27 protein-coding genes, 5 tRNA genes and 1 pseudogene are annotated in these 25238 nt (G+C 56.2%); 17 read left to right on the top strand and 16 right to left on the bottom strand.

What is annotated here, in order from left to right; genetic code table 11:
- Positions 1–55: 55 nt before the first annotated feature.
- From CWM61_RS18815 to pnuC, 7 genes are all read left to right on the top strand, one after another.
- Positions 56–131: transfer RNA gene (locus tag CWM61_RS18815), tRNA-Lys, on the top strand.
- Positions 132–210: 79 nt separating this feature from the next.
- A tRNA-Val gene (locus CWM61_RS18810) sits at positions 211–286 on the top strand.
- Positions 287–289: 3 nt separating this feature from the next.
- Positions 290–365, top strand: a tRNA-Lys gene (locus CWM61_RS18805).
- A 146-nt stretch (positions 366–511) separates the two neighbouring features.
- Positions 512–587 (top strand) — tRNA-Lys (locus CWM61_RS18800).
- Positions 588–733: 146 nt separating this feature from the next.
- Positions 734–809, top strand: a tRNA-Lys gene (locus tag CWM61_RS18795).
- A gap of 294 nt (positions 810–1103) precedes the next feature.
- Positions 1104–2147, top strand: coding sequence for a quinolinate synthase NadA (gene nadA, locus CWM61_RS18790; RefSeq protein ID WP_012968682.1), 1044 nt, complete (start codon positions 1104–1106; stop codon positions 2145–2147).
- 35 nt (positions 2148–2182) lie between these two features.
- Entirely contained in the window at positions 2183–2902 is a 720-nt protein-coding gene (gene pnuC / locus CWM61_RS18785; RefSeq protein ID WP_100631702.1) for a nicotinamide riboside transporter PnuC, read from the top strand.
- Here the strand turns inward: pnuC and zitB are convergent.
- Complete coding sequence (gene zitB / locus CWM61_RS18780; RefSeq protein ID WP_061155303.1) at positions 2899–3843, bottom strand: CDF family zinc transporter ZitB; 945 nt, start codon at positions 3841–3843, stop codon at positions 2899–2901. The genes pnuC and zitB overlap by 4 nt on opposite strands.
- Before the next feature lie 117 nt (positions 3844–3960).
- Positions 3961–4338: a YbgS-like family protein gene (locus CWM61_RS18775; protein ID WP_012542423.1), complete on the bottom strand. Its 378-nt coding sequence runs from the start codon at positions 4336–4338 to the stop codon at positions 3961–3963.
- Positions 4339–4654: 316 nt separating this feature from the next.
- On the opposite strand from CWM61_RS18775, the gene aroG reads away from it, so the two are divergent.
- Positions 4655–5707 carry a 3-deoxy-7-phosphoheptulonate synthase AroG gene (gene aroG, locus CWM61_RS18770; protein WP_100631701.1) on the top strand — a complete coding sequence of 351 codons (1053 nt, stop codon included), beginning with the start codon at positions 4655–4657 and terminating at the stop codon, positions 5705–5707.
- A 73-nt stretch (positions 5708–5780) separates the two neighbouring features.
- Here the strand turns inward: aroG and gpmA are convergent, their stop codons facing one another.
- The 7 genes from gpmA to modE all read right to left on the bottom strand — a co-directional run bounded on the left by gpmA (position 5781) and on the right by modE (position 13622).
- The gene (gene gpmA, locus CWM61_RS18765; protein ID WP_002895089.1) at positions 5781–6533 is read right to left on the bottom strand and encodes a 2,3-diphosphoglycerate-dependent phosphoglycerate mutase; all 753 of its coding nucleotides are present in this window, start codon (positions 6531–6533) and stop codon (positions 5781–5783) included.
- A 290-nt stretch (positions 6534–6823) separates the two neighbouring features.
- Positions 6824–7867 carry a galactose-1-epimerase gene (galM, locus tag CWM61_RS18760; protein WP_100631700.1) on the bottom strand — a complete coding sequence of 348 codons (1044 nt, stop codon included), beginning with the start codon at positions 7865–7867 and terminating at the stop codon, positions 6824–6826.
- A complete protein-coding gene (galK, locus tag CWM61_RS18755; RefSeq protein WP_100631699.1) occupies positions 7861–9009 on the bottom strand; it encodes a galactokinase in 1149 nt (382 codons plus the stop codon). Before galK ends, galM begins: the two co-directional genes overlap by 7 nt.
- 2 nt (positions 9010–9011) lie before the next feature.
- Complete coding sequence (galT, locus tag CWM61_RS18750) at positions 9012–10058, bottom strand: galactose-1-phosphate uridylyltransferase (protein WP_100631698.1); 1047 nt, start codon at positions 10056–10058, stop codon at positions 9012–9014.
- A gap of 9 nt (positions 10059–10067) precedes the next feature.
- Entirely contained in the window at positions 10068–11084 is a 1017-nt protein-coding gene (gene galE, locus CWM61_RS18745; protein ID WP_022065235.1) for a UDP-glucose 4-epimerase GalE, read from the bottom strand.
- 209 nt (positions 11085–11293) lie between these two features.
- Positions 11294–12766 (bottom strand): molybdate ABC transporter ATP-binding protein ModF, encoded by a 1473-nt coding sequence (gene modF / locus CWM61_RS29695; protein ID WP_100631697.1) that lies wholly within the window; start codon positions 12764–12766, stop codon positions 11294–11296.
- Positions 12767–12833: 67 nt separating this feature from the next.
- A complete protein-coding gene (gene modE, locus CWM61_RS18735; RefSeq protein ID WP_100631696.1) occupies positions 12834–13622 on the bottom strand; it encodes a molybdenum-dependent transcriptional regulator in 789 nt (262 codons plus the stop codon).
- Positions 13623–13775: 153 nt separating this feature from the next.
- On the opposite strand from modE, the gene CWM61_RS18730 reads away from it, so the two are divergent.
- The 4 genes from CWM61_RS18730 (at position 13776) to modC (ending at position 16591) form a co-directional block, all read left to right on the top strand.
- Entirely contained in the window at positions 13776–13925 is a 150-nt protein-coding gene (locus CWM61_RS18730) for an AcrZ family multidrug efflux pump-associated protein (protein ID WP_002895156.1), read from the top strand.
- A 142-nt stretch (positions 13926–14067) separates the two neighbouring features.
- Entirely contained in the window at positions 14068–14841 is a 774-nt protein-coding gene (gene modA / locus CWM61_RS18725) for a molybdate ABC transporter substrate-binding protein (protein WP_012542417.1), read from the top strand.
- The gene (modB, locus tag CWM61_RS18720) at positions 14841–15530 is read left to right on the top strand and encodes a molybdate ABC transporter permease subunit (RefSeq protein ID WP_002895159.1); all 690 of its coding nucleotides are present in this window, start codon (positions 14841–14843) and stop codon (positions 15528–15530) included. The genes modA and modB overlap by 1 nt, the downstream gene beginning before the upstream one ends.
- A gap of 2 nt (positions 15531–15532) precedes the next feature.
- Positions 15533–16591: a molybdenum ABC transporter ATP-binding protein ModC gene (modC, locus tag CWM61_RS18715; protein WP_061156397.1), complete on the top strand. Its 1059-nt coding sequence runs from the start codon at positions 15533–15535 to the stop codon at positions 16589–16591.
- Here modC and CWM61_RS18710 read toward each other — a convergent pair whose 3' ends face one another.
- Complete coding sequence (locus CWM61_RS18710; protein ID WP_074386503.1) at positions 16592–17410, bottom strand: pyridoxal phosphatase; 819 nt, start codon at positions 17408–17410, stop codon at positions 16592–16594.
- Positions 17411–17638: 228 nt separating this feature from the next.
- On the opposite strand from CWM61_RS18710, the gene pgl reads away from it, so the two are divergent.
- The gene (pgl, locus tag CWM61_RS18705) at positions 17639–18634 is read left to right on the top strand and encodes a 6-phosphogluconolactonase (RefSeq protein WP_074386502.1); all 996 of its coding nucleotides are present in this window, start codon (positions 17639–17641) and stop codon (positions 18632–18634) included.
- A 111-nt stretch (positions 18635–18745) separates the two neighbouring features.
- Here the strand turns inward: pgl and CWM61_RS18700 are convergent, their stop codons facing one another.
- The 3 genes from CWM61_RS18700 to ycgZ form a co-directional block, all read right to left on the bottom strand.
- Positions 18746–19012, bottom strand: a complete 267-nt coding sequence (locus tag CWM61_RS18700) for a biofilm development regulator YmgB/AriR family protein (protein WP_004886050.1) — start codon at positions 19010–19012, stop codon at positions 18746–18748.
- A 51-nt stretch (positions 19013–19063) separates the two neighbouring features.
- Positions 19064–19369 carry a hypothetical protein gene (locus CWM61_RS29690; protein WP_008805712.1) on the bottom strand — a complete coding sequence of 102 codons (306 nt, stop codon included), beginning with the start codon at positions 19367–19369 and terminating at the stop codon, positions 19064–19066.
- A 125-nt stretch (positions 19370–19494) separates the two neighbouring features.
- Positions 19495–19740 (bottom strand): regulatory protein YcgZ, encoded by a 246-nt coding sequence (ycgZ, locus tag CWM61_RS18690; protein WP_012542413.1) that lies wholly within the window; start codon positions 19738–19740, stop codon positions 19495–19497.
- A 328-nt stretch (positions 19741–20068) separates the two neighbouring features.
- Between ycgZ and CWM61_RS18685 the strand changes: the two genes are divergently transcribed.
- Both CWM61_RS18685 and CWM61_RS18680 read left to right on the top strand, forming a co-directional pair.
- Positions 20069–21280 (top strand): diguanylate phosphodiesterase, encoded by a 1212-nt coding sequence (locus CWM61_RS18685; protein ID WP_100631695.1) that lies wholly within the window; start codon positions 20069–20071, stop codon positions 21278–21280.
- Between the two features lie 154 nt (positions 21281–21434).
- Positions 21435–22169 (top strand): MerR family transcriptional regulator, encoded by a 735-nt coding sequence (locus CWM61_RS18680; protein WP_061155291.1) that lies wholly within the window; start codon positions 21435–21437, stop codon positions 22167–22169.
- A 37-nt stretch (positions 22170–22206) separates the two neighbouring features.
- On the opposite strand, the gene CWM61_RS18675 is transcribed toward CWM61_RS18680, so the two are convergent.
- Together CWM61_RS18675 and CWM61_RS18670 are read right to left on the bottom strand one after the other, a co-directional pair.
- Positions 22207–22761: a helix-turn-helix transcriptional regulator gene (locus CWM61_RS18675; protein WP_074386501.1), complete on the bottom strand. Its 555-nt coding sequence runs from the start codon at positions 22759–22761 to the stop codon at positions 22207–22209.
- Between the two features lie 82 nt (positions 22762–22843).
- The gene (locus CWM61_RS18670; RefSeq protein WP_061155289.1) at positions 22844–23056 is read right to left on the bottom strand and encodes a biofilm development regulator YmgB/AriR family protein; all 213 of its coding nucleotides are present in this window, start codon (positions 23054–23056) and stop codon (positions 22844–22846) included.
- A 377-nt stretch (positions 23057–23433) separates the two neighbouring features.
- Between CWM61_RS18670 and CWM61_RS29365 the strand changes: the two are divergent.
- Both CWM61_RS29365 and CWM61_RS18665 read left to right on the top strand, forming a co-directional pair.
- Positions 23434–23585 (top strand): annotated as a pseudogene (locus CWM61_RS29365) (hypothetical protein).
- Positions 23586–23791: 206 nt separating this feature from the next.
- Complete coding sequence (locus CWM61_RS18665) at positions 23792–24298, top strand: hypothetical protein (RefSeq protein WP_061155288.1); 507 nt, start codon at positions 23792–23794, stop codon at positions 24296–24298.
- Positions 24299–24314: 16 nt separating this feature from the next.
- On the opposite strand, the gene CWM61_RS18660 is transcribed toward CWM61_RS18665, so the two are convergent.
- Complete coding sequence (locus tag CWM61_RS18660) at positions 24315–25238, bottom strand: acyltransferase (RefSeq protein ID WP_162678323.1); 924 nt, start codon at positions 25236–25238, stop codon at positions 24315–24317.

Genomic DNA, 25238 nt, shown 5'->3' with positions numbered 1-25238 from the left:
GCACCTCCCTTACAAGGAGGGGGTCGGCGGTTCGATCCCGTCATCACCCACCACCGGGTCGTTAGCTCAGTTGGTAGAGCAGTTGACTTTTAATCAATTGGTCGCAGGTTCGAATCCTGCACGACCCACCATCTTTAACATCGAACATCGGTGTTAAACGTGAATGATGGGGTCGGTGGACGCAGTATCGGTAGTATCCAGCGCAGTTTCGGGTGATTAGCTCAGCTGGGAGAGCACCTCCCTTACAAGGAGGGGGTCGGCGGTTCGATCCCGTCATCACCCACCACTCGGGTCGTTAGCTCAGTTGGTAGAGCAGTTGACTTTTAATCAATTGGTCGCAGGTTCGAATCCTGCACGACCCACCAATTTCAGCATTTAACTCAGATGTTGAACGTGAAGGATAACGTTGCGTCAGCAACGGCCCGTAGGGCGAGGCGAAGCCGAGTCATCCTGCACGACCCACCAATTTCAATATTGGTGTCGAGTGAAATTATTCAGGTAATACCAGAGCGGGTCGTTAGCTCAGTTGGTAGAGCAGTTGACTTTTAATCAATTGGTCGCAGGTTCGAATCCTGCACGACCCACCAGTTTCAGCATTTAACTTAGATGTTGAACGTGAAGGATAACGTTGCGACAGCAACGGCCCGTAGGGCGAGGCGAAGCCGAGTCATCCTGCACGACCCACCAATTTCAATATTGGTGTCGAGTGAAATTATTCAGGTAATACCAGAGCGGGTCGTTAGCTCAGTTGGTAGAGCAGTTGACTTTTAATCAATTGGTCGCAGGTTCGAATCCTGCACGACCCACCAATGTAAAAAGGCGCCCTAAAGGCGCCTTTTTGCTATCCGCAATACGTCAAAATTCGACTTCAGCATAACTCCACGGTCACGTTGCGCTTACCGTGGCTACCCAGGGTACGAACCGGTCGCTCGGGCAGATGCGCACCATCGTCCCCGGAATACGGACGGATGTACAAAATTCATCACGACTTTTTGCGCGTAATCCGCTATCTTGTTTAGCATATAAAACACCATGACCGTATTAAGGCGCAGACAGGCCATACTGACGGTCTTAGAGTTAAGCCAGTAAAACGAGATTGCATGATGAGCGTAATGTTTGATCCTGAAACGGCGATTTATCCTTTCCCAGCGAAACCACAGCCGCTGACCGTCGACGAAAAGCAGTTTTATCGCGAAAAAATCAAGCGCCTGCTGCGCGAGCGCGACGCCGTGATGGTGGCGCATTACTACACCGATCCTGAAATTCAACAGCTGGCGGAAGAAACCGGCGGCTGTATCGCCGACTCGCTGGAGATGGCGCGTTTTGGCGCCCGTCATTCGGCCTCCACGCTGCTGGTCGCCGGGGTGCGATTTATGGGGGAAACCGCCAAAATCCTCAGCCCGGAAAAGACCATTCTGATGCCGACCCTGAACGCGGAGTGTTCGCTGGATCTGGGCTGTCCGATTGAGGAATTCAACGCCTTCTGCGATGCCCATCCCGATCGCACCGTGGTGGTTTATGCCAATACGTCCGCCGCGGTGAAGGCCCGCGCCGACTGGGTGGTTACCTCCAGTATCGCCGTGGAACTGATTGATCATCTGGACAGCCTGGGTCAAAAGATCCTCTGGGCGCCGGACCGCCATCTTGGCCGCTATGTCCAGCGTCAGACCGGCGCAGACGTGCTGTGCTGGCAGGGGGCATGCATCGTGCACGATGAGTTTAAAACCCAGGCACTGACGCGTATGAAGGCCCTCTATCCTGAAGCTGCTGTACTGGTCCATCCTGAGTCGCCGCAGGCGATTGTCGAGATGGCGGATGCCGTGGGCTCCACCAGCCAGCTGATTGCGGCGGCGAAAAGCTTGCCCCAGCGCCAGCTGATCGTGGCCACCGATCGCGGTATCTTCTATAAAATGCAGCAAGCGGTACCGGAGAAAACGCTGCTGGAAGCGCCCACTGCCGGCGAAGGGGCGACCTGCCGCAGCTGCGCGCACTGCCCGTGGATGGCGATGAACGGCCTGAAAGCCATTGCCGAGGGACTCGAACAGGGCGGTGCTGAACACGAAATCCACGTCGACGAAGCGCTGCGCACCGGGGCATTGATTCCGCTTAACCGGATGCTGGATTTTGCGGCTACACTACGGGGATAACGTATTGTCGCGTCGCAAGACGCTGAGGGGATGAAATGGATTTTTTTAGCACGCAGAATATTTTAGTACATATACCCATCGGCGCCGGGGGGTACGATCTCTCCTGGATAGAGGCGGTGGGGACCATCGCCGGGCTGCTGTGCATCTGGCTGGCGAGCCTGGAGAAGATCAGTAACTATGCTTTCGGGCTGGTCAACGTCACGCTGTTCGCCATCATCTTCTTTCAGATCCAGCTGTATGCCAGCCTGCTGCTGCAGCTGTTCTTCTTTGCCGCTAACGTTTACGGCTGGTATGCCTGGTCGCGACAAAGCAGCAACCATGAGGCTGAGCTGCAGATCCGCTGGCTGCCGCGCAGCAAAGCGCTGGGCTGGCTGGCGGCCTGCTTGGTGGCGATCGGCTTGCTGACCCTGTTTATCAACCCGTTCTTTGCTTTCCTGACGCGGATTGCGGTCAGCCTGATGCAAGCGCTGGGTCTGCAGGTCTCCATGCCGGTGCTGCAGCCGGATGCCTTCCCGTTCTGGGACTCCTGCATGACGGTGCTGTCGGTGGTGGCGATGATCTTAATGACCCGCAAGTATGTCGAGAACTGGCTGCTGTGGGTGATTGTCAACGTGATAAGCGTGGTGATTTTTGCCCGCCAGGGCGTCTATGCCATGTCGCTGGAATACCTTTTGCTGACGTTCATTGCGCTGAACGGCAGCCGGATGTGGATAAACAGCGCGCGCGAGCGAGGTTCTCACGCGTTTTCTGGCTAATGGTGGTGGTGATGATCGTGCCCGGCGTGCATCGTGTTGAGATGGCACTCCGGGCCGCTGCAGGGCTGGTACTCCATCTGCACCGTGGCATGCTCAATTTCATATTTATGTTCCAGGAAATGCAGGATGCGGTTGAGTAACGCATCATGATCGTGCGGCGGGACCACCTGAACATGCAACGTCATCACCGGTTTTTCCCCCACCAGCCAGACGTGGACGTGGTGAACATCGCGTACCTCCGGGATAGAGCGGCGAATATCCCGCTGCAGGGCCGCGACGTCCAGCGAACGCGGCGCGCCTTCCAGCAGTTCATTCAGACTCTCCTTTAGCAGCCGCCAGGCGCTACGTAATACCAGGCAGGAAACCAGCACGGAAAGAATCGGGTCGACAGGCGTCCAGCCGGTGGTGAGGATCACCACGGCTGCCACGATCGCGCCGACCGAGCCCAGCAGGTCGCCAAGCACGTGTAGCGCCGCAGCGCGCACGTTGAGATTCTGCTCTTCACTCCCCCGATGCAGGATCCAGAAGGCCAGTACGTTAGCCAGCAGGCCGGCGACCGCAATCACCATCATCGTCACGCCAGCCACCGGCTGCGGATGCTGGAAGCGCTGAATGGCCTCCCAGACAATCAAAATGGTAATCACCACCAGGGCAATGGCATTGAGAAACGCCGCCAGGGTGGTCAAACGCAACCAGCCAAAGGTATGGCGGGTATTCGGTGGGCGGCTGGCGAAGCGAACCGCCAGCAGCGCAAACAGCAGGGCGGCGGAATCGGTGAGCATATGGCCGGCATCCGCCAGCAGGGCCAGCGAACCGGAGATCGCGCCGCCGACGGCTTCAATCAACATAAAACCGGCGGTGACGATAAATGCCCACAGCAGCCGGCGAGCGTTACTGCTGTCCGGAGCCTGAGCAGGAGAGTGCGAATGCGGGTGGGCCATCGTGTCGTCCCTTGATAGTTATCATTATTATTCTATGACATCATAAACAGAGGTCGATAACAAACAGAGAAAAGGCGAGCTGTGCTCGCCTTTTCTCTGTTTGTGCCCACCGCATACTTACTGGGTGGTGCCGTCGGTTTTGCTGTTGTCGTGGTTCATGCTGCCGCCATTGTCCAGTTTCTTACCGGTGTCTGGACAGCGGCCATCTTTACACATCGAGTTTTTATGCACTTCATCGCTCGACATATTGTCCTGGCTCATCGTCGAGCCGTCAGGATGGAGCATGGTGCCGCCAGAGCCGGAATTGATCTGGTTATTGTCCACATTGTTTGGCGCCACGTTCTCACGGGCATCTGGCGCCACCTGACCGGCATCCGCGGAAGAGTTAGCCTGGCCATTGTTGGACTGTGCGCCAGTGTCTGCCGCCAGGGCCGCGCCGCTGGCAAGACCTAAGGTGGCGGTGAGCAAAAGGGTCGTCAGTTTTTTCATATTCATCGGATACTCCTGTTAAGCCGGGAAGGGGGGAAATGCGCTTCCCGCGGTGAGTGTGCCAGGGATCTGACTCGCTATGGTTAAAGACTCCGCAGACGATCGCAGTGTCACTATATAATCCTGAAACGTAAGGCTTAATTAGCTTTAACAGTTAATTATTGTAGTACATGAGCCTGGTTTCGCTACTTTATGGCGTATTTTTGCCTATTTCCAGGATTATTCCATCACTACTGTAAAATCACGTTTACACTTTTTCGGCGAAGAGATAGATTGGAGGGATTGCATTTCATTGAATAAGTATGGCAACGCTGGAAAGAAGATGAATTATCAGAACGACGATTTACGTATTAAAGAGATCAACGAATTATTACCTCCCGTTGCGCTCCTGGAAAAATTCCCTGCTACCGAAAATGCTGCAAACACCGTTGCACATGCTCGCAAAGCGATCCATCAGATCCTCAAGGGCGACGATGACCGTCTGCTGGTGGTGATTGGGCCCTGTTCGATTCACGATCCGGCAGCGGCGAAAGAGTACGCTTCCCGTCTGCTGCCCCTGCGCGAGGCGCTGAAGGGCGAGCTCGAGATCGTCATGCGGGTCTATTTTGAAAAGCCGCGCACCACCGTCGGCTGGAAAGGGCTTATCAACGATCCCCATATGGATAACAGCTTCCGCATCAACGACGGGTTGCGCATCGCGCGCAAACTGCTGCTGGACATTAACGACAGCGGCCTGCCGGCGGCGGGGGAATTCCTCGACATGATCACCCCGCAGTATGTCGCCGATCTGATGAGCTGGGGCGCCATTGGGGCGCGTACCACCGAATCCCAGGTTCACCGTGAGCTCGCCTCCGGACTCTCCTGCCCGGTAGGCTTTAAGAATGGTACCGATGGCACCATCAAGGTGGCTATCGACGCGATTAACGCCGCTGGCGCACCGCATTGTTTCCTGTCGGTCACCAAGTGGGGCCACTCCGCTATCGTCAATACCAGCGGTAACGGCGACTGCCATATTATTCTGCGCGGCGGCAAAGAGCCGAACTACAGTGCGAAGCACGTGGCGGATGTGAAGATCGGCCTGGCGAAAGCGGGCCTGCCGGCCCAGGTGATGATCGACTTCAGCCATGCCAACTCCAGCAAGCAGTTCAAAAAGCAGATGGAAGTGGGCGCCGACGTATGCCAGCAGGTTGCCGGCGGTGAGCGGGCGATCATGGGCGTGATGATTGAAAGCCATCTGGTGGAAGGTAACCAGAGCCTCGAGAGCGGTGAACCGCTGACCTATGGCAAGAGCGTCACCGACGCCTGCATCGGCTGGGAGGATACTGAAACGATCCTGCGTCAGCTAGCGGACGCGGTGAAAACCCGCCGCGGCTAAGCGAATCTGCGCTGGCGCAGGCAATAAAAAAAGCGTGGAGATTTCCACGCTTTTTTGTTCTCACCGGGAGGAATTACTTCGCTTTACCCTGGTTGGCGACGGCAGCCGCTTTCGCCGCAATCTCTTCCGCATTGCCCAGATAGTAATGTTTGATCGGCTTGAAGTTTTCATCGAACTCATACACCAGCGGTACGCCGGTCGGGATGTTCAGTTCGAGGATCTCGTCTTCGCCCATGTTGTCGAGGTATTTCACCAGCGCGCGCAGGGAGTTACCGTGAGCGGCGATGATCACGCGCTCACCGCTTTTCAGGCGCGGCAGAATGGTTTCGTTCCAGTAAGGCACGACGCGGTCGATGGTCAGCGCCAGGCTTTCAGTGGTCGGCAGTTCTGCGTCGGTCAGTTTTGCATAGCGCGGATCGTGGCCCGGGTAGCGCTCGTCGTCTTTGGTCAGCTCCGGCGGAGTGACAGCGAAGCCGCGACGCCACTGTTTAACCTGCTCGTCACCGTATTTCTCAGCGGTTTCCGCTTTGTTCAGGCCCTGCAGCGCGCCGTAATGACGCTCGTTCAGCTTCCAGGATTTCTCAACCGGCAGCCAGGCCTGATCCAGTTCGTCCAGCACGTTCCACAGGGTGTGGATGGCACGTTTCAGCACGGAGGTATAAGCAAAATCAAAGCTGAAGCCTTCAGCCTTCAGCAGTTTACCTGCCGCTTTCGCTTCGCTAACGCCTTTCTCGGACAGATCAACGTCGTACCAACCGGTGAAGCGGTTTTCGTTGTTCCACTGGCTTTCGCCATGACGAACCAGTACCAGCTTAGTTACAGCCATTCTCTTACTCCTCTCTACACGCCATCCCTCGCGCCGCGAACGGTGCGCTGAATATGTTGGTGTATGTGTTATTGATTGATAACTATTCTCATTATATTGCCGTGATTTGGCTCACGGCAATGCTTATCCCTAACCATAGCGAAAATAGTGGCTCAGTGTAAGGTGCTTGTAAAACACAGGTTATTTTTTTGTCCTTTGGTGACGGAAAATAGAGCAGGTTGCTGAAAAAAGAGGCGGCAGAGAGGAGGGCGGGGACGAAAAGCAGCGCCCCCGGCGGGGGGCGCAAGCGGTTATCGGGCGATAAACTGATATTCCGTCAGGCTGACGTACTCCTGGCCTGGACGTAACACACAGTCCGGCTGCGGCCATTCCGGATGATTCGGCGAATCCGGCAGGAATTCGCTCTCCAGCGCCAGCCCCTGCCAGTCGGCGTAGGGCTCCGTCGTCTGCGACGGGGTGCCGCCGAGATAGTTGCCGGAGTAAAACTGCAGCGCCGGAGCGGAGGTATAGACCGTCATCTGCAGCTTGCCGTCCTGCGACCAGACCTGCGCCGCAGGCTGGCTGGCGTCGCCTTTGGCATCCAGCAGGAAGGCATGATCGTATCCCTTCACCTTTTGCTGATCGGCGTCGGCGAGGAAGTCGGCGGCGATGGTTTTCGGCTGGCGGAAATCAAAGCTGGTGTTAGCAACATCGTTGAGTTCACCGCCCGGGATACCGTCGCTTTCCACCGGCAGATACCTCTGGGCGAGGATCTGCAGCTGGTGCTGGCGCACGTCGCGCTGGTCACCGTCGAGGTTGAAATAGACGTGATTGGTCATGTTCACCGGGCAGGGTTGGTCCACGGTGGCGCGATAGGTAATCGCGATGCGGTTATCGTCGGTCAGACGATAGTGCGCGGTGGCCTGCAGAGTGCCGGGGAAGCCTTGATCGCCATCGGGCGAGGTCAGGGCGAACAGCACTTCCTGCTCGTCGGCGCGGACAATGCGCCAGCGGCGCTTATCAAACCCTTCCGGGCCGCCATGGAGCTGGTGGCCCGCGTCGTTTGACGGCGTGACGTTGACGAGCTGGCCGTCAAGCGGGAAGCGGCTATTGCCGATACGGTTGGCGTAGCGGCCTACCGAGGCGCCAAGAAACGCGGCCTGGCGGGCATAGTCCTCCAGCTTCGCACAGCCCAGCAGCGGATGACGCAGGCTGCCATCAGCCAGCGGCACCTCGGCGCTGAGCAGCGTCGCGCCCCAATCCGCCACGGTAACGGTCATCCCCGCCTTATTGCGCAGGGTCACCTGCTGCCAGGGCTGGCCGTCCGGCGCCAGCGCGGTGGTTTGCGTTACCATTGGCCTGCCCCCTGTGACGGTTTGCAGACATAGAATGTCTCTTTAATACCGGTTTTCGCTTCATACGTTTTAGCAACGGCCTGCTGAACGGTATCGACCAGATCTTCCGGGACCAGCGCTACCACGCAGCCGCCAAAGCCGCCGCCGGTCATGCGTACGCCGCCTTTATCACCGATCGCGGCCTTAACGATCTCCACCAGAGTGTCGATCTGCGGGACGGTGATCTCGAAATCATCGCGCATCGAGGCGTGGGATTCGGCCATCAGCTCACCCATCCGCTTCAGGTCGCCTTTTTCAAGGGCGCTGGCGGCTTCCACGGTGCGGGCATTCTCCGTCAGCACATGGCGTACGCGCTTCGCGACGACCGGATCCAGCTCATGGGCGACGGCGTTAAATTGCTCAAGAGTGACATCACGCAGGGCGGGCTGCTGGAAGAAGCGCGCCCCGGTCTCGCACTGTTCGCGACGGGTGTTGTACTCGCTGCCGACGAGGGTGCGCTTAAAGTTGCTGTTGATGATCACCACCGCCACGCCTTTCGGCATCGAGACGGCTTTGGTGCCCAGCGAACGGCAGTCGATCAGCAGCGCATGGTCTTTTTTGCCCAGCGCCGAAATCAGCTGATCCATGATCCCGCAGTTGCAGCCGACGAACTGGTTTTCCGCCTCCTGGCCGTTCAGCGCGATTTGCGCGCCGTCTAGCGGCAGATGATAGAGCTGCTGGAACACGGTGCCAACGGCCACTTCCAGCGAGGCTGAGGAGCTTAACCCCGCACCCTGCGGTACATTGCCGCTGATCACCAGATCCGCGCCGCCAAAGTGGCTGTTCCGCTGCTGCAGATGCTTCACCACGCCGCGGACATAGTTCGACCACTGCTGGGTATCGTGGCTGATAATCGGCGCGTCGAGAGAGAATTCATCGGTCTGATTGTCGTAATCGGCGGCAATCACCCGCACGGTACGATCGTCGCGCGGCGCGCAGCTGATCACCGTCTGGTAGTCGATGGCGCAGGGCAGCACAAAACCGTCGTTGTAATCGGTATGCTCGCCGATCAGGTTGACGCGGCCTGGCGCCTGAATGACATGGCTGGCCGGATAGCCGAAGGCGTCAGCAAACAGGGATTGGGTTTTCTCTTTCAGACTCATCATTACACTCCGGATTCACGAAAATGGACGTCGCTGACGGCGCGCAGTCGTTCGGCAGCTTGCTCGGCGGTCAGATCGCGCTGCGTTTCGGCCAGCATTTCATAGCCAACCATAAACTTGCGGACCGTCGCGGAGCGCAGCAGCGGCGGATAAAAGTGGGCGTGAAGCTGCCAGTGGTGATGGTCTTCGTCGTTAAACGGCGCGCCGTGCCAGCCCATGGAGTAGGGGAATGAGCACTGGAACAGGTTGTCGTAACGGCTGGTCAGCTTTTTCAACGCCAGCGCCAGATCGCTGCGCTGGGCGTCGGTGAGATCGGTAATACGCTGCACGTGCGCTTTCGGCAACAGCAGCGTTTCGAACGGCCAGGCGGCCCAGTAGGGCACGACCGCCAGCCAGTGCTCGGTGTCCACCACCGTGCGGCTGCCGTCGGCCAGTTCGCGCTGAACATAGTCCAGCAGCATCGGCTGACCCTGTCCGGCGTAATACTCTTTCTGCAGACGGTCTTCCCGTTCCGCTTCATTCGGCAGGAAGCTGTTGGCCCACACCTGACCATGCGGGTGAGGGTTGGAGCAGCCCATCGCTGCCCCTTTGTTTTCAAAGACCTGGACCCACGGGTAGCGTTTCCCGAGGTCCGCGGTCTGTTCCTGCCACGTTTTAACCACGCCTTCCAGCGCTTCAGGGCTCAGTTCCGGCAGCGTTTTGCTGTGGTCTGGCGAGAAGCAGATCACCCGACTGGTGCCGCGCGCGCTCTGACAGCGCATCAGCGGATCGTCACTCTCCGGTGCGTCCGGGGTGTCGGTCATCAGGGCCGCAAAGTCGTTGGTAAACACATAGGTACCGGTGTAATTCGGGTTGGTGTCGCCGGTGACCCGGGTATTACCCGGGCACAGGAAACAGTCCGGATCGTGGGCTGGCAAGGTCTGTTTTGCCGGCGTTTCCTGCGCCCCCTGCCAGGGGCGCTTGGCGCGATGCGGAGAAACCAGAATCCACTGCCCGGTTAACGGGTTATAACGACGATGTGGATGGTCAACGGGGTTAAATACGCTCATGAAGGTTCCTTAGTCTGGATAACCCTGCGGATGACGGGACTGCCAGTGCCAGGTGTCCTGCGCCATTTCGTCCAGGTTGCGCGTCACGCGCCAGTTCAGCTCGCGGTCGGCCTTGGCAGCATCCGCCCAGTAGGCCGGGAGGTCGCCATCGCGGCGCGGCGCGAAATGGTAGTTAATGGGTTTGCCGCAGGCCTTGCTGAAAGCATTGACCACGTCGAGCACGCTGCTGCCGACGCCGGCGCCAAGGTTGTAGATATGCACCCCGGCTTTGTCAGCCAGTTTTTCCATGGCCGCGACGTGGCCATCGGCGAGGTCCATCACGTGGATATAATCGCGTACGCCGGTGCCATCTTCGGTCGGGTAGTCGTTACCAAACACGGCCAGCGAGTCGCGACGGCCGACGGCGACCTGGGCGATGTAGGGCATCAGGTTGTTAGGGATCCCCTGCGGGTCTTCCCCCATGTCGCCCGACGGGTGGGCGCCGACCGGGTTGAAGTAGCGCAGCAGGGCAATGCTCCACTCCGGCTGGGCTTTCTGCAGGTCGGTCAGGATCTGCTCCACCATCAGTTTGCTTTTGCCATAAGGGCTTTGCGGGGTGCCGGTCGGGAAGCTTTCGACATACGGGATTTTCGGCTGATCGCCGTAGACAGTGGCGGAGGAGCTAAAGATGAAGTTCTTCACGCCCGCGGCGCGCATGGCAGAAACTAATTTCAGTGTGCCGGTGACGTTATTGTCGTAATATTCCAGCGGCTTGGCGACGGACTCCCCGACGGCTTTCAGCCCGGCGAAGTGGATCACCGCCTCAATGGCGTGATCGTGGAGGATCTCCGTCATCAGCGCTTCGTTACGAATATCGCCTTCAATAAAGGTGGCTTCTTTGCCGCCGAGACGCTCAATCACCGGCAGTACGCTGCGCTTGCTGTTGCAGAGATTGTCGAGGATCACCACCTCATGCCCCTGCAGCAGCAGTTGAACGCAGGTATGACTTCCAATGTAACCGCTACCACCTGTAACCAGAACTTTCATGATTCGCTCCATTCGGCTTATCGTGTATGAGGAAGATAGCATATCAAAGAAGTGAAAAGTGTGACACAGGGCAAGTTAGTGGAATCGTTTACACTTGATGGTGAAACGACATAAATTAAAATTTTTTATTTTTAATACAGTAGATTAGGTGGTTTTGCCGCTATTTTTCTGAAAAATACCAGGGATCTTTCGACCCCCGGCAGGGGGCATCAGGCCACAGGACCGAGCTGATAAGTGTAACCGTCTCCACTGGGAGCGAACGCCAGGCGATGGGTAATACAGTCCGGGGCATCTTCCGCATGGTGCGAGACAAACAGCAGCTGTGTGGCCCCTTCGCCAATCAACACGTCGACAAAGCGGCGCACCAGCTGGCGATTCAGGGGATCCAGCCCCTGCAGTGGTTCATCGAGGATCAGCAGGGTCGGATGCTTCACCAGCGCGCGAACGATAAGCGCCAGCCGCTGCTGGCCCCACGACAGGCTATGAAACGGCGCGTCGGCGGTGCGTTTATCAATGCCGAGAATATCCAGCCACTGTTGCACCAGCTTGTGCTGCTTGTCCGAGACCGCCTGATAAATGCCGATAGAGTCAAAATAGCCCGACAGGATGACGTTGCGGACGTTGGTGCTGACCCGGTAGTCCAGATGCAGGCTGCTGCTGACGTAGCCGATATGCTTTTTAATATCCCAGATGGTCTCACCGCTGCCGCGACGGCGGCCAAAGAGCGTCAGATCGTTGCTGTAACCCTGCGGATGATCGCCGGTGATAAGGCTCAGCAGCGTGGATTTACCGGCGCCGTTGGGGCCGACGATCTGCCAGTGTTCACCCGGGTTCACGGTCCATGAGAGGTGATTGATGACCGGGCGATCGTTGTAGGAGACCACCCCGTCATTGAGCACGATACGCGGCGCCGAGTCTGCCAGCGCATGACGGGCTGGTGGGACATCCGGCTCCGGCAGGGTGATGCCGTCCAGTTTTTCACTGTGCGCCAGCTGGGCGACCAGCGCCTGCTGCAGCAGGGAAGACTTCTCGCCGGTCTCGCTGAGGGTGCAGTCAGCCAGCACGCCGGCGAATTGCACAAACTCCGGGATCTCATCGAAGCGGTTGAGGACCAGCACCAGGGTGATGCCGGCGCGGTGCAGGTCGGCCAGCAGGGCAGCCAGCTGCTGGCGGGAGTTGACGTCAAGGCCGTCGAAAGGTTCGTCGAGGATCAGCAGTTGCGGATCGGTCATCAGGGCCTGACACAGCAGGGTCTTACGCGTTTCCCCGGTCGACAGGTACTTAAACCGGCGGTCCAGCAGGGCGTTGATGCCAAACTGTTCGGCCAGGCGCGCGCAGCGGGCAGGATCTTTCACCTCATCCTGGATAATCTCCGCGGTGGTGCGGCCGGTGTCTTCTTCGCCGGGGCTCAGCAGGTCGGTGTTATTGCGCTGCCACTCGTCGCTGACCAGCTTCTGTAACTGCTCGAAGGAGAGGCGGGTTACGCGGGAGAAGTGGCTTTCGTGCTGGCCGCTGAGCAGGGTCAGGTCGCCAGCCAGGGCCCGCGCGAGGGCGGATTTGCCGCTGCCGTTGCTACCGACGAACGCCCAGCTTTGACCCGCTCTCAGGTTCAGCTGGTCTATTTTTAAGGTTTTTGTATCGCTCAGGCGAAACGTGCCTTGCGAAATTTGCAATGATGACATGATGTATCCCATTTTTTGCAGCGATGTGCATCAGGGATACGACTTCGGGCGCGTAATGTCAATGGGGTCAGCATAACGTCGCGAGAATGATGCGATCGGCATTGAAGTAAGCGATCGCCTCCGTCCCTGCCGCCAGGCCAGACGTCTGCGCCTGTGGCAGAGTGGCGCACAGGGTCTGACCGTCGGTCAGCGTCATCAGTACTTCGCACTGCCCGGAACCGCATTCGATATGGCTGATACGTCCCGACAGCTGGTTATCGGCCTGGCGGGCCACGTCGGGGTCGAGGGTGATGCCGACCCAGGGGGCCTTCAGCAGGACCAGCACCTCCTGGCCCTCATCGAGCCCCAGCTTCTCAGCGCTTTGTGCGGTGATGGCGACGGTCAGGCGTGTCTGCCCGTCGGCCAGCAGTACCTCGACGTGCTGCTGCACCTGCTGGCGATCGCGACCGGTAATGGTGCCGAACCACTGGTTGCGGGCGCTGGTCTGCAGGGAAAAGCGTGAGATAGCCGCCAGCAGGCTATCCAGCGGCAGGGCATCGTCATCGCTGAGTACATCAAACGCTTTCTGCTGGATCTGCGCCAGCAGATCGTACAGCTGGATCAGCCGCTGCCCATAGCGGGTCAGCACCGCGCCGCCGCCGCCTTTACCGCCGGTGGCACGATCCACCAGCGGTTGTTCGCTGAGCTGGTTCATCTCGTTAATGGCATCCCACGCGCTTTTGTAGCTGATACCCGCGTGCTTCGCCCCCTGGCTTATCGAACCGGTCTGGTCAATTTGTTTGAGCAGGGCGATCCGCCGGGGATCGGCAAACAGGCGCTGCTGTAGCTTAAGGGTGAGAAGAATTTCGGCCTGCATAATCGTTTCCTGACAAAAAAGGGTATTGTGACCGATAGTCACCCGCTTGCAAAACCTCTGTGCGCGGTTTTGTCATTAGCCACCGCACAAATGGGGCGTGTTTTTTCGGCTGAAACCGTTACAATCAGCAAATCATACTATCTGGAGTGAACCATGTTAGAGCTTTTGAAAAGTCTGGTTTTTGCGGTCATCATGGTACCGGTGGTGATGGCGGTCATCCTGGGATTGATTTACGGTCTTGGCGAAGTGTTCAACCTCTTCTCCGGCGTAGGCCACAAAGATCGCAGCCAGCAAAATCATTGATTTCCCGGCGCCCGGTTTAACCGGGCGCTGTGCTATTTCCCTCCTGTATCATTTCCCTTCGTTTTATTGTCCTGTGTCACTATAAAAATGCTCTGCATATCGTTATATTTTCGAATACATAACGCATTGACAGGAGATTCAGATGGCAGGTTCTTGGTTACGCGGAGTTATCGGGGTATCACTCACGCTGTGCGTCGCGGGTCAGGCGCTGGCGGCAGAGGGGAAAGTGACCGTTTTCGCCGCCGCATCGTTAACCAACGCGATGCAGGATATTGCCCAGGCGTATAAGAAAGAGAAAAACGTCGATGTCGTGTCGTCGTTTGCCTCGTCGTCGACGCTGGCGCGGCAAATTGAAGCGGGCGCACCAGCCGATCTGTTTATCTCCGCCGATCAGAAATGGATGGATTACGCGGCAGACAAAAAGGCCATCGACCCGGCAACCCGCGCCACCCTGCTTGGCAACAGCCTGGTGGTGGTCGCGCCGAAAGCCAGCGCGCAGGGGGCGATAACCATTGATGAGAAAACCGACTGGACCAGCCTGCTGAAAGGAGGCCGTCTGGCGGTGGGCGATCCGCAGCACGTTCCGGCAGGCATCTACGCCAAAGAGGCGCTGCAGAAACTCGGCGCCTGGGAGACCCTGTCGCCGAAACTGGCCCCGGCTGAAGACGTTCGCGGCGCGCTGGCCCTGGTGGAGCGCAACGAAGCGCCGCTGGGGATTGTCTATGGCTCCGATGCCGTGGCCAGCAAGGGAGTGAAAGTGGTCGGCACCTTCCCGGAAGCCTCGCATCAGAAAGTCGAGTACCCGCTGGCGATTGTCGATGGTCACCGCAATGCGGCCGTAAGCGCTTTCTATGACTACCTGAAAGGGCCGGAAGCGTCCGCGATTTTTAAACGTTACGGATTTACCACCCGCTGATGTTTCTGAGCGAACCCGAATGGCAGGCGGTGCTGCTGAGCCTGAAAGTCTCCTCCCTGGCGGTGGCCTTGAGCCTGCCTTTTGGGATCTTTTTTTCCTGGCTGCTGGTTCGGCGCACCTTTCCCGGTAAGGCGCTGCTCGACAGTATTCTCCATCTGCCGCTGGTGCTGCCGCCGGTGGTGGTGGGGTATCTGCTGCTGGTGGCCATGGGGCGGCGCGGGTTTATTGGCAGCTGGCTGTATGACTGGTTCGGTATCAGCTTTGCCTTCAGCTGGCGCGGAGCGGTGCTGGCGGCGGCGGTGATGTCTTTTCCGCTGATGGTGCGCGCCATTCGCCTGGCGCTGGAAGGGGTGGACGTCAAACTGGAGCAAGCGGCGAGAACCCTCGGGGCCAGCCGCTGGCGGGTGTTTTTGACCATTACGCTGCCGCTGACCCTGCCGGGGATTATCGTCGGCACGGTGCTGGCCTTCGCCCGCTCGTTAGGGGAGTTTGGCGCGACCATCACGTTCGTCTCCAATATTCCCGGCGAAACGCGCACCCTGCCTTCGGCGATGTACACCTTGATCCAGACCCCGGGCGGGGAGGGGGCGGCGGCCCGCCTCTGCCTCATCGCCATCGGACTGGCGCTGGTTTCGCTGCTGATTTCGGAATGGCTGGCCCGTGTGAGCCGCCAGCGCATGGGAGGATAATGATGCTGGAGCTGGACTTTACCCAGACCCTCGGCAGTCACTGCCTGCAGATCCGTGAAACCCTGCCCGCCAGCGGGATCACCGCCATCTTTGGCGTCTCCGGCGCTGGCAAAACCTCGTTGATTAATGCCATCAGCGGCCTGACCCGTCCGCAGACGGGGCGGATCGTGCTCAACGGCAGGGTGCTGAACGACACCGCGCAGCGTATCTGCCTGGCGCCGGAGCAGCGCCGTATCGGCTATGTGTTTCAGGACGCGCGCCTGTTTCCCCACTATAAAGTGCGCGGTAACCTGCGCTACGGGATGGCGAAATCCATGGTCAGCCAGTTCGATAAGCTGGTGGAATTGCTGGGGATCGCGCCCTTGCTGGATCGCCTGCCGGGCCGGTTATCCGGCGGCGAAAAGCAGCGAGTGGCTATCGGCCGCGCCCTGCTGACCGCACCGGAGCTACTGCTGCTGGATGAGCCGCTGGCCTCGCTGGATATTCCGCGCAAACGCGAACTGTTGCCCTACCTGCAGCGGCTGGCGCAGGAGATCCATATTCCGATGCTTTACGTCAGCCACTCGCTGGATGAGATCCAGCATCTGGCCGATCGCGTGCTGGTACTGGAGGCCGGTAAGGTGAAGGCTTTTGGTCCACTGGAGGAGGTCTGGAGCAGCAGCGTGATGCACCCCTGGCTGCCGGCGGAACAGCAGAGTACGATCCTCAGCGCCACGGTCGCCGCGCAGCATCCGCAGTACGCGATGACGGCCCTGACGCTGGGCGACCAGCTGCTGTGGGTCAACCGGCTCGAACGTCCCGCAGGCGACACCGCGCGGATCCGCATTCAGGCGTCGGACGTTTCGCTGGTGCTGGCGCAGCCGTCCGGGACCAGCATCCGCAATATCTTACGCGCCGAGGTGGTTCAGTGTCTCGAAGTCAACGGGCAGATTGAGGTCCAGCTTAGGGTGAGCGGCCATCCTCTGTGGGCTCGAATCAGCCCCTGGGCGCGGGATGACCTGGCGATAGCACCAGGTCAGCAGGTGTTTGCTCAAATCAAAAGCGTGTCGATCGCCGCCTGATTACAGCAGCTGGCGGTAGATAAACTCGGCGATGCTGCTGGACTCATTGTCACCGATGACCACCCTGGCACGGGCTTTCACCTCGTCCACCGCATTGCCCATCGCCACCCCGGTGCCCGCCGCTTCCAGCATGCTAAGGTCGTTGTAATTATCGCCGAAGGCCACCACATCCTGCATCGACAGCCCCTGGTCGGCTACCCACTGCGCCAGGCGTTTGCCTTTGCTGTTGCCGGCGCGCGCAATATCCACCTGATCGTGCCACGACCATTCGCACTCCAGGCCCAGCGTCTCGCCAACCTGGCGGGCAAAGCGCTGCAGACGGGGAATGTCTTCATCGGTGAGGGCGAATTTCCATACCGCGTTGACCTCGCGGACCGCCTGCGCCAGCGAGTCGACCTGGCGGAAGACCGGGCGCTGATCCTCCGGTAGCGCCTGCGCCCAGTTGCGGGTGCGGATCACATGCCCGGTGGGCTGTTCATAAAGCATCGCATCATCCACATACGCCAGGCCATGGATCTGCTGTTCGGCGAGCATGGCCGTCAGACTGACCGCTTGCTCTACCGGCATAGGATCGGCTGCCAAAACCTCTTTTGCGTGATAATCATACAAATAAGTGCCATTACAACAAATTGCAGGTGTATCGAGAGCCAGTGCCTGATAAAAAGGATGAATAGCGACGTGATGACGTCCGGTAACGACGATAACCTGGTAGCCCGCCTCTCTGGCGCGGGCCAGCGCCTCCAGCGAAGCGGGCAGGATGGTTTTTTTGCTGGTGAGCAGGGTGCCGTCTAAATCCAGGGCAATCACGCGTGTTGTCATGTGTTATTTCCGGTTGATGTTGAAAAGTGACCTGGCCATGATGGTACACCGCCGTGGCGTCAGGACCAATTTTTCCACATCTGCCGTGAATGCCTGTATGCCCTTTGTGCCGCCGTCCGTCGGAAATTCAGCGGACTTTGCGAGTATCATGGGCGGATGTCTTATAATTTTCAGGGTGCTGTTATCCTGAAAATGAAAATTCCACGTGCAGTGAGGGAAGGAGTAGTCATGAAACAAACCGTTTATACCGCCAGCCCGGAAAGCCAACAAATCCACGTCTGGAGTCTTGAAGCGGACGGCAAACTGACGCTGGTGCAGGTGGTTGATGCCCCGGGGCAGGTACAGCCGATGGTGGTCAGTCCCAACAAGGAGTATCTGTACGTTGGCGTTCGTCCGGAGTTTCGCGTGTTAGCGTATCGCATCACGCCGGATAACGGAGCGTTGACCTTCGCCGGGGAAGCGGCGCTGCCGGGCAGCCCGACCCACATTTCTACCGATCATCATGGCCGCTTTGTCTTCAGCGCCTCCTACAATCAGGGCTGCGTTAGCGTGACCCCGCTGCAGGACGGCCTGCCGGGCGAAACCGTCACCGTGGTGGAAGGGCTGGAAGGTTGCCACTCGGCCAATATCTCCCCGGACAACCGCACCCTGTGGGTGCCGGCGCTGAAGCAGGATCGTATTTGCCTGTTTACCCTCAGCGAGGATGGTTTCCTCTCCGCCCAGGAGCCGGCGGAAGTGACCACCGTCGAGGGCGCCGGTCCGCGCCACATGGTGTTCCATCCGAACCAGCAGTATGGTTATTGCGTCAATGAACTGAACAGCTCCGTTGACGTCTGGGAGCTGAAAGACCCGAATGGCAACATCGAATGTGTACAAACCCTGGATATGATGCCGCAGGATTTCACCGGCGTGCGCTGGGCGGCGGATATTCACATCACCCCTGACGGTCGTCATCTGTACGCCTGCGATCGTACCGCCAGCATCATTACGGTGTTCAGCGTCTCGGAAGATGGCAGCGTGCTGGCAGTGGAAGGCTATCAGCCAACGGAAACCCAGCCACGCGGCTTTAACCTCGATCACAGCGGTAAGTATCTGATTGCCGCAGGGCAGAAGTCGCACCATATCGCAGTGTATGAAATTGAAGGTGAGCAGGGGCTGCTGCAGGAGAAAGGCCGTTATGCGGTCGGTCAGGGCCCGATGTGGGTGGTGGTCAACGCCCACTGAAGCGTCAGGCGGTAAAAGAAAAACCTCGCGTCAGCGAGGTTTTTTGATCAGAGCGGACAGGCTCTTTAGGGAAGGGGGCGCCAGCACTGGCAGGCCTGAAACGCAGAGCGGTTAAATATCGTCCATGGTGTAGCCGACGACAATTTCCAGCGTTTTACGGATCACGTCGGCAGTGACCACGTCATCGGTGCTTTCCAGCGCCTGAATCAGCCATAATATAATGGCTTTATTGTTCAGGTGCCCTTCGGACTGAAGAATACTGTTGATGGCGAGCGACATGACGGCGGACTCATCAACCAGTTTATCACCGGCGTTACGGAAATAATCTGAGAGCGCGGTGTCCTGCAGTCCTGCGTAAATATCGGGTTGCTGATGCATAGTCTGTCTCATCACATTCTCACTCTGTTTTATTCACCATGGTTGGGACAATCAGTGGATTTTTTTAGCTTCCGGCGCCATGCTGCTTTGCGCCAGCGTTCCTCTGCTTTCCCAACGGCCATTGATTTTCTTAACCTGCAAAGGCGCGTGCTTCCGCTGGAGGGCGAGCTTCGCGCAAATTTCTTCAATAACGGCAGCGATGATTTTCCTTCGCTGGCGATCTGACTCTGTGGCCTGCATCAACCGAAGCCGAACCAGCAGGGTCGGGGTGGTAATCGGGCGATTTGTTTTCAGAAGCGCGAGCACCGCCTCGCCGATGATCTCATCGGTTATTTCCTCAGTATCACTGCTATTCATAACCGTCTCTCTGCATGCCACACTCTTCCTGAATCTGATAACGGGCATTCAGGTCAGCAGCAGGTTTATGGAAGCGATCGCCCCTCATCTGCTACTGCGGTTGCAACAGGCGACGATCGATGACGTTATTCCTGACCGGCAAACAACAAACCAATTAAGGTTTGATAGTGGCTCTCTTCCTCAGGCGCACGGGCGCTGTCAAGGCGGCTCAACAGTTTGGTGCACAGTGCCTTGCGGTTGAGATGGCGCCCTTCGTTGAGAATATCCATCACGATCTGGCCCAGCGTTTCCTGCTGGGAAGGTAACGATGCTTTGTTGAAATACTGGGCAATTGCGTTCGCTGTATCTGGAATGTAACCATTCTGCTGCATATGTGCTCCTTTCATTTCATTCATCTGTTAACTGCAAATAAACTTATACAATAATTATTAAGTTGTACACATAAAGTTGCGCAATATTGCTGCTATTGTCTCTATTTTATTGATTTTTAATAAATTAATTTTATTGCGTGATTGTTTTTTAACCTGTTTGGGTGGGGTTTTATGTTGTACATTGTACAAGGTGAGAGGGTGGGGGACGCCGGGGTGGGGCGTAATGCGTTTGAGTGTATATTTTTTGTTAAGATAAACCGTAGTTTTGCAAGACGATTAGCCTGATAACTGCTACTGTGAATGCTTATCCCTCCCATCTGGAATCACTATGCTTACCACCATCATTTATCGCAGCCATATTTGCGACAATGTCTCATTCAAATCGATCGAGGCCATGGTTGCCAGGGCAAACGAGAGAAATGGGCAGGCGGATGTCACCGGTATATTACTGTTTAACGGGACGCATTTTTTTCAACTTATTGAAGGACCGGAAGAAAAGGTAAGGGATATTTATCAAAAAATTTTCCTCGATCCCCGTCATTATAATCTGGTGGAGTTGTTTTGCGATTATGCACCGTCCCGTCGATTTGGTAAGGTCGGTATGGAACTGTTTGATTTACGGGAACATGATCGCGAGGAAGTCCTACAGACAGTGATGGACCGGGGCACGACAAAATATCAGCTCACCTATGATGACCGGGCGCTGCAATTTTTCCGTACTTTTGTCGAATCCACGGAAAAAGCGAACTATTTTGAGATCCCTTCCGCGGACAGTTGGGTATTTATTGCTGATAACGAGACCTTTTTCCCTGACACTCCTATTATCGATAATACGGAAAGCTGGTCTTTTGCCTTTCAGCCGATCGTCGATCCTTTCGCCTGTGAAATTATCTCGTGGGAAGCACTGCTGCGCACACCGGATGGTCAATCTCCTGGCGACTATTTTGCCGGGCTGGCAGGGGACGATATTTATCTTGCCGACCTGCACAGTAAACGCGTCGCGCTGTCTCTGGCGGGGAAATTAGGTTTACGTAATAAGGCGTTAAGCATTAATTTGCTGCCGATGACGCTGGTGAAAGCGCCTGACGCGGTGGCTTTTCTGCTCGATGAAATTAAGCGCAATGATCTTATTCCGGAACAGATTATTGTGGAGTTTACCGAACGGGAAGTGATCTCACGGATGGACGATTTTACCGATGCGGTGCGTAAGCTGAAGGGCGCGGGGATTAATCTCGCCATCGATCACTTCGGCGCAGGCTTTGCCGGGCTATCGCTGCTGGCGCAATACCAACCTGACCGGATTAAAATCGACCATGAACTGATCCGCAATATTCATCAGGACGGCCCGCGACAGTCAATTGTACAGGCTATTATCAAATGCTGTTTTTCGCTGGAAATTGCGGTATCTGCTGTCGGTATCGAGCGTGCTGAAGAGTGGATGTGGCTGGAATCAGCCGGTATCTCACAGTTTCAGGGAAATTTATTCGCGGGTGCCCGCCTGGGGGGCCTGCCCGCTATCGCCTGGCCGGAGAAAAAATGATTCACCGCGAAATCAGCTAACTTTTTTTCATCTTTTTCCCCGCGCGCTGTGAGCCACAACCTGATATCTTTATCTGTACAAGAAAATAGAGTTGTACAGGATGCCTGAATTCGTTAGTTTAGGTATTAAAGTATCAGGTTGATGTGAGGCTGCTATGGCGTTTTACAGTATCGGTGAAGTCGCCGAACGTTGCGGAATCAATCCGGTTACATTGCGCGCATGGCAGCGGCGTTACGGTCTACTGAAACCGCAGCGCAGCGAAGGCGGGCATCGACAGTTTGATGAAGAAGATATCCTGCGCATAGAAGAGATCAAGCGCTGGATAGAGCGCGGTGTATCCGTCGGGAAAGTCAAAGCGCTGCTGGAGGACAACCTGCCGGCGGCGCGCGACGAATCCGCGCATCTTCAGGAAGAGATGATGTCCATTCTGCGTTATATGCAGCCCGCCAGAATCCGCGCCAAATTAATGGCGTTGAGCCATCAGCACCCCGTCGACACCCTCATCGATAGCCTGTTAGTGCCGGTACGACAGCGGCTGAAGCTCGATCAGAATACCTCGCTGGTGATTAGCAGCATGCTGGACGGCTTGTTAATCGACTGCGTGGCGCTGTTTCTCGCCGAAGCGCGTAAAAAAAATGGCAAAGAGACGCTGCTGGTGGGCTGGAGTAATGAAGACCGGACTCGCCTGTGGCTGGAGGCATGGCGTCTTTCCCAGCGCGGTTGGCATGTCAACGTTCTCGCGGAGCCGCTGGAGTCGCCACGGCCCGAGCTGTTCCCCGGGCAGCATACCTTCGTCTGGACCGGACGCGCCGTCACCCCTCTGCAGCAAGAGCTGCTCAGCCACTGGCAGGAGCAGGGCTTCAGCATTCATTTTCACAGTACGCAATAGCCCCGTCTGCGGGGACAGGCCGGGGCTGTGCGCCTGGCTAGAGGTGAATCTGACTCCAGGATTTAAAGGTTTCGCTACGACTGATATTAAAAAAATCGGTCCTACCGCTACAGCCGAGCTTTTTAATCAGATTCAGCCGGATCTGATAAATGGTTTTGATGTGCAGATTCAGCGAACGACCAATGCTGGCAACCGCTTCGCCATTGCTGATAAGCTGAATAACTTTCTTTTCTCGCTCGGTAAACTGCACCGAGGCGCCCGGCGCCGGGTGGGTTTTGTAATAGCGGGTAGGCTGATGCAGGAATATTTTTAATTCTTCAGGCGTCGAATTTGCCGGTAACCGCAACATAGGCAGTTCACTGAGGAAATTAAGATCGTTGCCCTCAGTTAACAGAATAAATAACGTATCCCGACGATTATAGTTATGCTCAAGCACCGCGAAATAATTATCGCTGGTAAAGAAAACATGTTTTTTACGAAAATAAGATGCCGGTAAAGTATTCAGGATCAGCGACATCCCGTAGAGAAGAAAACGATTATCAAACCACAGATCGTAATGCTCAGAATGATAGCAAGTATTATGGTGTGACATTTTTTGAGCCCCAGTTAGCAGATGAAAACCCAGGCGTGCCGGCACAGCAGGGCTGTCCCTGCTGTCGGCGCGGTGGGATCACTTAATGATGATGTTTGCTGTACAGCATATCCAACGCCTGCAGATAGAGGTCGGAAAGTATTTCATTACTTTCCGTTTGCAGGCGGTGCTGGATTTCCGTAATCATCCGCTCATTATTGATCGTGCTGTGCTGCTTCATGAGCGTGTTTTCAATATTCTTCATCAGGGCTGAATTAAAGACAAACTCTGCTGGAATGGTATTTTTAATATGCATAGCTCGAACTCTCCCACGTATAAAGCAAACTGACCATAAAAGTCGCAGCGTACCGGTGGTACGCGCAAAGTCACTAACAGGAAATGCAAAACCAGGAACCACCACCAGACTCGCCACGCAACCGTTTAGCGTCCCCGCGGTGTTGCGCAACAAGCAGTTAACACTCAAAAACTATAGTCGGTGATTTCAGGATGTACAACTTTTTTCATAACAATATGTACAACGAGACGGTCAGATGATTTTTCATTTGTTTATTTATTGATTTAAAAGATTATTTTTCTGTTTTGATAAGTTGTACACAAAAGTGACTTTGTGCAGAATAGGGGGCGGGCAATCAAAACGGGGATAATGACGCAGACACGATCGAAATACGGGCGCTGTCGGTTTACGTCACTTGCGCAGAAACAGCGCCGACGCAGGAAGGGGTACACAGCAACTCTGTCGTCGACAGGTGGCTAACTTCCGCGTCGGACCCTGAGCATAGCGGAAAACAGGTGAGGTTTTGTCTGTTTTTTGCACAGTAAGGTAAAGAGAGAAATATCAACCACTCCGCTATTGTCATGGCCGGTTTGTTGGCGGATTAGGCGTGTGCTACGCTTTTCTATAACCACTTTTTCATTTCGGCACGGTTATCTTTCCCCCATTTTCCTGTCGGGTGTCGCACCAGCATAACGACCGGTAAATACGGCATAAGCATTCTGTCCATGGACAGGCATAGAGGATTGAGGAGGGATGATGCGCGGTAAAAGCGTGATGCTGCTGGCCGGGTTAGCCACCTTCGCGCAGGCGAAGGAAATTAATCTCTATTCGGTGAATACTGGTTCCTATGTTTACCATCTGACCAATAACCACGGACAATATACTGAGAATTTTGAAAACCACTTTTTCTCGGTGGAGCGGAAATTCTCAGAAGACTCGAAATACAGTCTGCTGATTGGCACCATGAACAACAGTTTCGACGATCGCTGCCTGGCGCTGGGGGTGAGAAGAGACTGGTACCACAACGGCAGTGGATGGACCTTTAAAGGGGTCTACGGTTACACCGGTGAATTCTTCTTCGATGCCTTTGAGCATTGTGGGGACCACGGCTCCTACAAAGATTTTAAGGACGCCACCGGGATCGGCTTTTCCCCCTATATCTACCATGCCATTCAGTACAACTTTACCGACTATTTCGCCCTTGAGAGCGGCATTATTATTCCCAGCGTGTTTGTGATCAGCATCCAGTGGAGCTTCCGCTAAATCGCCGCGTCGTTTGTCACAGGGTTATCACTTTCTTGAGCAGCGTACTGGAGAGCACGGCGAGGGAAATGAGCACCGACAGGACAAACGTCAGCGCAATCACGCCCAGCTTGGTGGCTAACGAGTGAATAGGGATCAGCATCACCAGCAGGTGAAAAACGGAGTAATGCAGAATATAGACCCCGGTCATCGCTTTACTGACCGTCGCCAGCAGCGTCTCCTTCAGTTCGCGGTTCTTTTTAAACTGCACGGCGTTAGCGGCAATCACCAGCAGGACGATCAGAATATAAATTTGCGACCCCGTCAGAATGAACGCATTACGGTCGGCTTTAAACAGCGCGAAGAAAAAATGGCGTTCATAAAACCAGGTGAATAAATAGACAAAGGGCAGGGCGATAATTGAGGCTTTAATTACCCGCGGGTCGCGTATCCACTCCGTGACCCGCGGATCGTTAAACAACTGCCCGGTTAAATAAAAGAGTAGCCATGTCCACAGACGATACTGCGGCGGCAGGCTGAAGAGATGTTTGTCCGGGTAGAGCACCGAGAGCAGGTCATAACCATAGGAGCAGCACAGCAGCGTCAGGACCACGCTGAAAAACAGGCCGCGCCGCTGGCTGAGCCAGGCGATCAAGGGATGGAAGGTGTAGATCACGATCAGGGCGAAAATAAACCAGGGCTGGATCAGGTAGCCGCGCTGATAAGGCTCCCAGACATAATAGACCGTTACCCAGAACAGAAAGACGATGACCACGCTTTTAATTTTACCAATCTGCCAGTTGGCATCGTGGCGCGTCTGCGCATCAAGATAACCGGCCACCACAAAAAACAACGGCGTCGCGATGGTCGAGATAAAGGTCAGCAGCCCGAGGATCCAGTGATAGTCATAATCATAGTGATCCCAGGTGTTATAGATAGTGAAAAAGGTCACCGCTGTCAT

Origin of the sequence: Klebsiella sp. K-Nf6, assembly GCF_002806655.1 — a bacterium.
Classification (GTDB): Bacteria; Pseudomonadota; Gammaproteobacteria; order Enterobacterales; family Enterobacteriaceae; genus Klebsiella; species Klebsiella variicola.
The sequence above is the reverse complement of the archived record's forward strand: the minus strand, read 5'-3'. Positions and strand labels throughout refer to the sequence as shown.

Bases quoted from the DNA above. Each gene is read 5' to 3' on its own strand.
- nadA (WP_012968682.1), top strand. From the start codon at position 1,104: ATGAGCGTAATGTTTGATCCTGAAACGGCGATTTATCCTTTCCCAGCG.
- pnuC (WP_100631702.1), top strand. From the start codon at position 2,183: ATGGATTTTTTTAGCACGCAGAATATTTTAGTACATATACCCATCGGC.
- zitB (WP_061155303.1), bottom strand. From the start codon at position 3,843: ATGGCCCACCCGCATTCGCACTCTCCTGCTCAGGCTCCGGACAGCAGT.
- CWM61_RS18775 (WP_012542423.1), bottom strand. From the start codon at position 4,338: ATGAATATGAAAAAACTGACGACCCTTTTGCTCACCGCCACCTTAGGT.
- aroG (WP_100631701.1), top strand. From the start codon at position 4,655: ATGAATTATCAGAACGACGATTTACGTATTAAAGAGATCAACGAATTA.
- gpmA (WP_002895089.1), bottom strand. From the start codon at position 6,533: ATGGCTGTAACTAAGCTGGTACTGGTTCGTCATGGCGAAAGCCAGTGG.
- galM (WP_100631700.1), bottom strand. From the start codon at position 7,867: ATGGTAACGCAAACCACCGCGCTGGCGCCGGACGGCCAGCCCTGGCAG.
- galK (WP_100631699.1), bottom strand. From the start codon at position 9,009: ATGAGTCTGAAAGAGAAAACCCAATCCCTGTTTGCTGACGCCTTCGGC.
- galT (WP_100631698.1), bottom strand. From the start codon at position 10,058: ATGAGCGTATTTAACCCCGTTGACCATCCACATCGTCGTTATAACCCG.
- galE (WP_022065235.1), bottom strand. From the start codon at position 11,084: ATGAAAGTTCTGGTTACAGGTGGTAGCGGTTACATTGGAAGTCATACC.
- modF (WP_100631697.1), bottom strand. From the start codon at position 12,766: ATGTCATCATTGCAAATTTCGCAAGGCACGTTTCGCCTGAGCGATACA.
- modE (WP_100631696.1), bottom strand. From the start codon at position 13,622: ATGCAGGCCGAAATTCTTCTCACCCTTAAGCTACAGCAGCGCCTGTTT.
- CWM61_RS18730 (WP_002895156.1), top strand. From the start codon at position 13,776: ATGTTAGAGCTTTTGAAAAGTCTGGTTTTTGCGGTCATCATGGTACCG.
- modA (WP_012542417.1), top strand. From the start codon at position 14,068: ATGGCAGGTTCTTGGTTACGCGGAGTTATCGGGGTATCACTCACGCTG.
- modB (WP_002895159.1), top strand. From the start codon at position 14,841: ATGTTTCTGAGCGAACCCGAATGGCAGGCGGTGCTGCTGAGCCTGAAA.
- modC (WP_061156397.1), top strand. From the start codon at position 15,533: ATGCTGGAGCTGGACTTTACCCAGACCCTCGGCAGTCACTGCCTGCAG.
- CWM61_RS18710 (WP_074386503.1), bottom strand. From the start codon at position 17,410: ATGACAACACGCGTGATTGCCCTGGATTTAGACGGCACCCTGCTCACC.
- pgl (WP_074386502.1), top strand. From the start codon at position 17,639: ATGAAACAAACCGTTTATACCGCCAGCCCGGAAAGCCAACAAATCCAC.
- CWM61_RS18700 (WP_004886050.1), bottom strand. From the start codon at position 19,012: ATGCATCAGCAACCCGATATTTACGCAGGACTGCAGGACACCGCGCTC.
- CWM61_RS29690 (WP_008805712.1), bottom strand. From the start codon at position 19,369: ATGAATAGCAGTGATACTGAGGAAATAACCGATGAGATCATCGGCGAG.
- ycgZ (WP_012542413.1), bottom strand. From the start codon at position 19,740: ATGCAGCAGAATGGTTACATTCCAGATACAGCGAACGCAATTGCCCAG.
- CWM61_RS18685 (WP_100631695.1), top strand. From the start codon at position 20,069: ATGCTTACCACCATCATTTATCGCAGCCATATTTGCGACAATGTCTCA.
- CWM61_RS18680 (WP_061155291.1), top strand. From the start codon at position 21,435: ATGGCGTTTTACAGTATCGGTGAAGTCGCCGAACGTTGCGGAATCAAT.
- CWM61_RS18675 (WP_074386501.1), bottom strand. From the start codon at position 22,761: ATGTCACACCATAATACTTGCTATCATTCTGAGCATTACGATCTGTGG.
- CWM61_RS18670 (WP_061155289.1), bottom strand. From the start codon at position 23,056: ATGCATATTAAAAATACCATTCCAGCAGAGTTTGTCTTTAATTCAGCC.
- CWM61_RS18665 (WP_061155288.1), top strand. From the start codon at position 23,792: ATGCGCGGTAAAAGCGTGATGCTGCTGGCCGGGTTAGCCACCTTCGCG.
- CWM61_RS18660 (WP_162678323.1), bottom strand. From the start codon at position 25,238: ATGACAGCGGTGACCTTTTTCACTATCTATAACACCTGGGATCACTAT.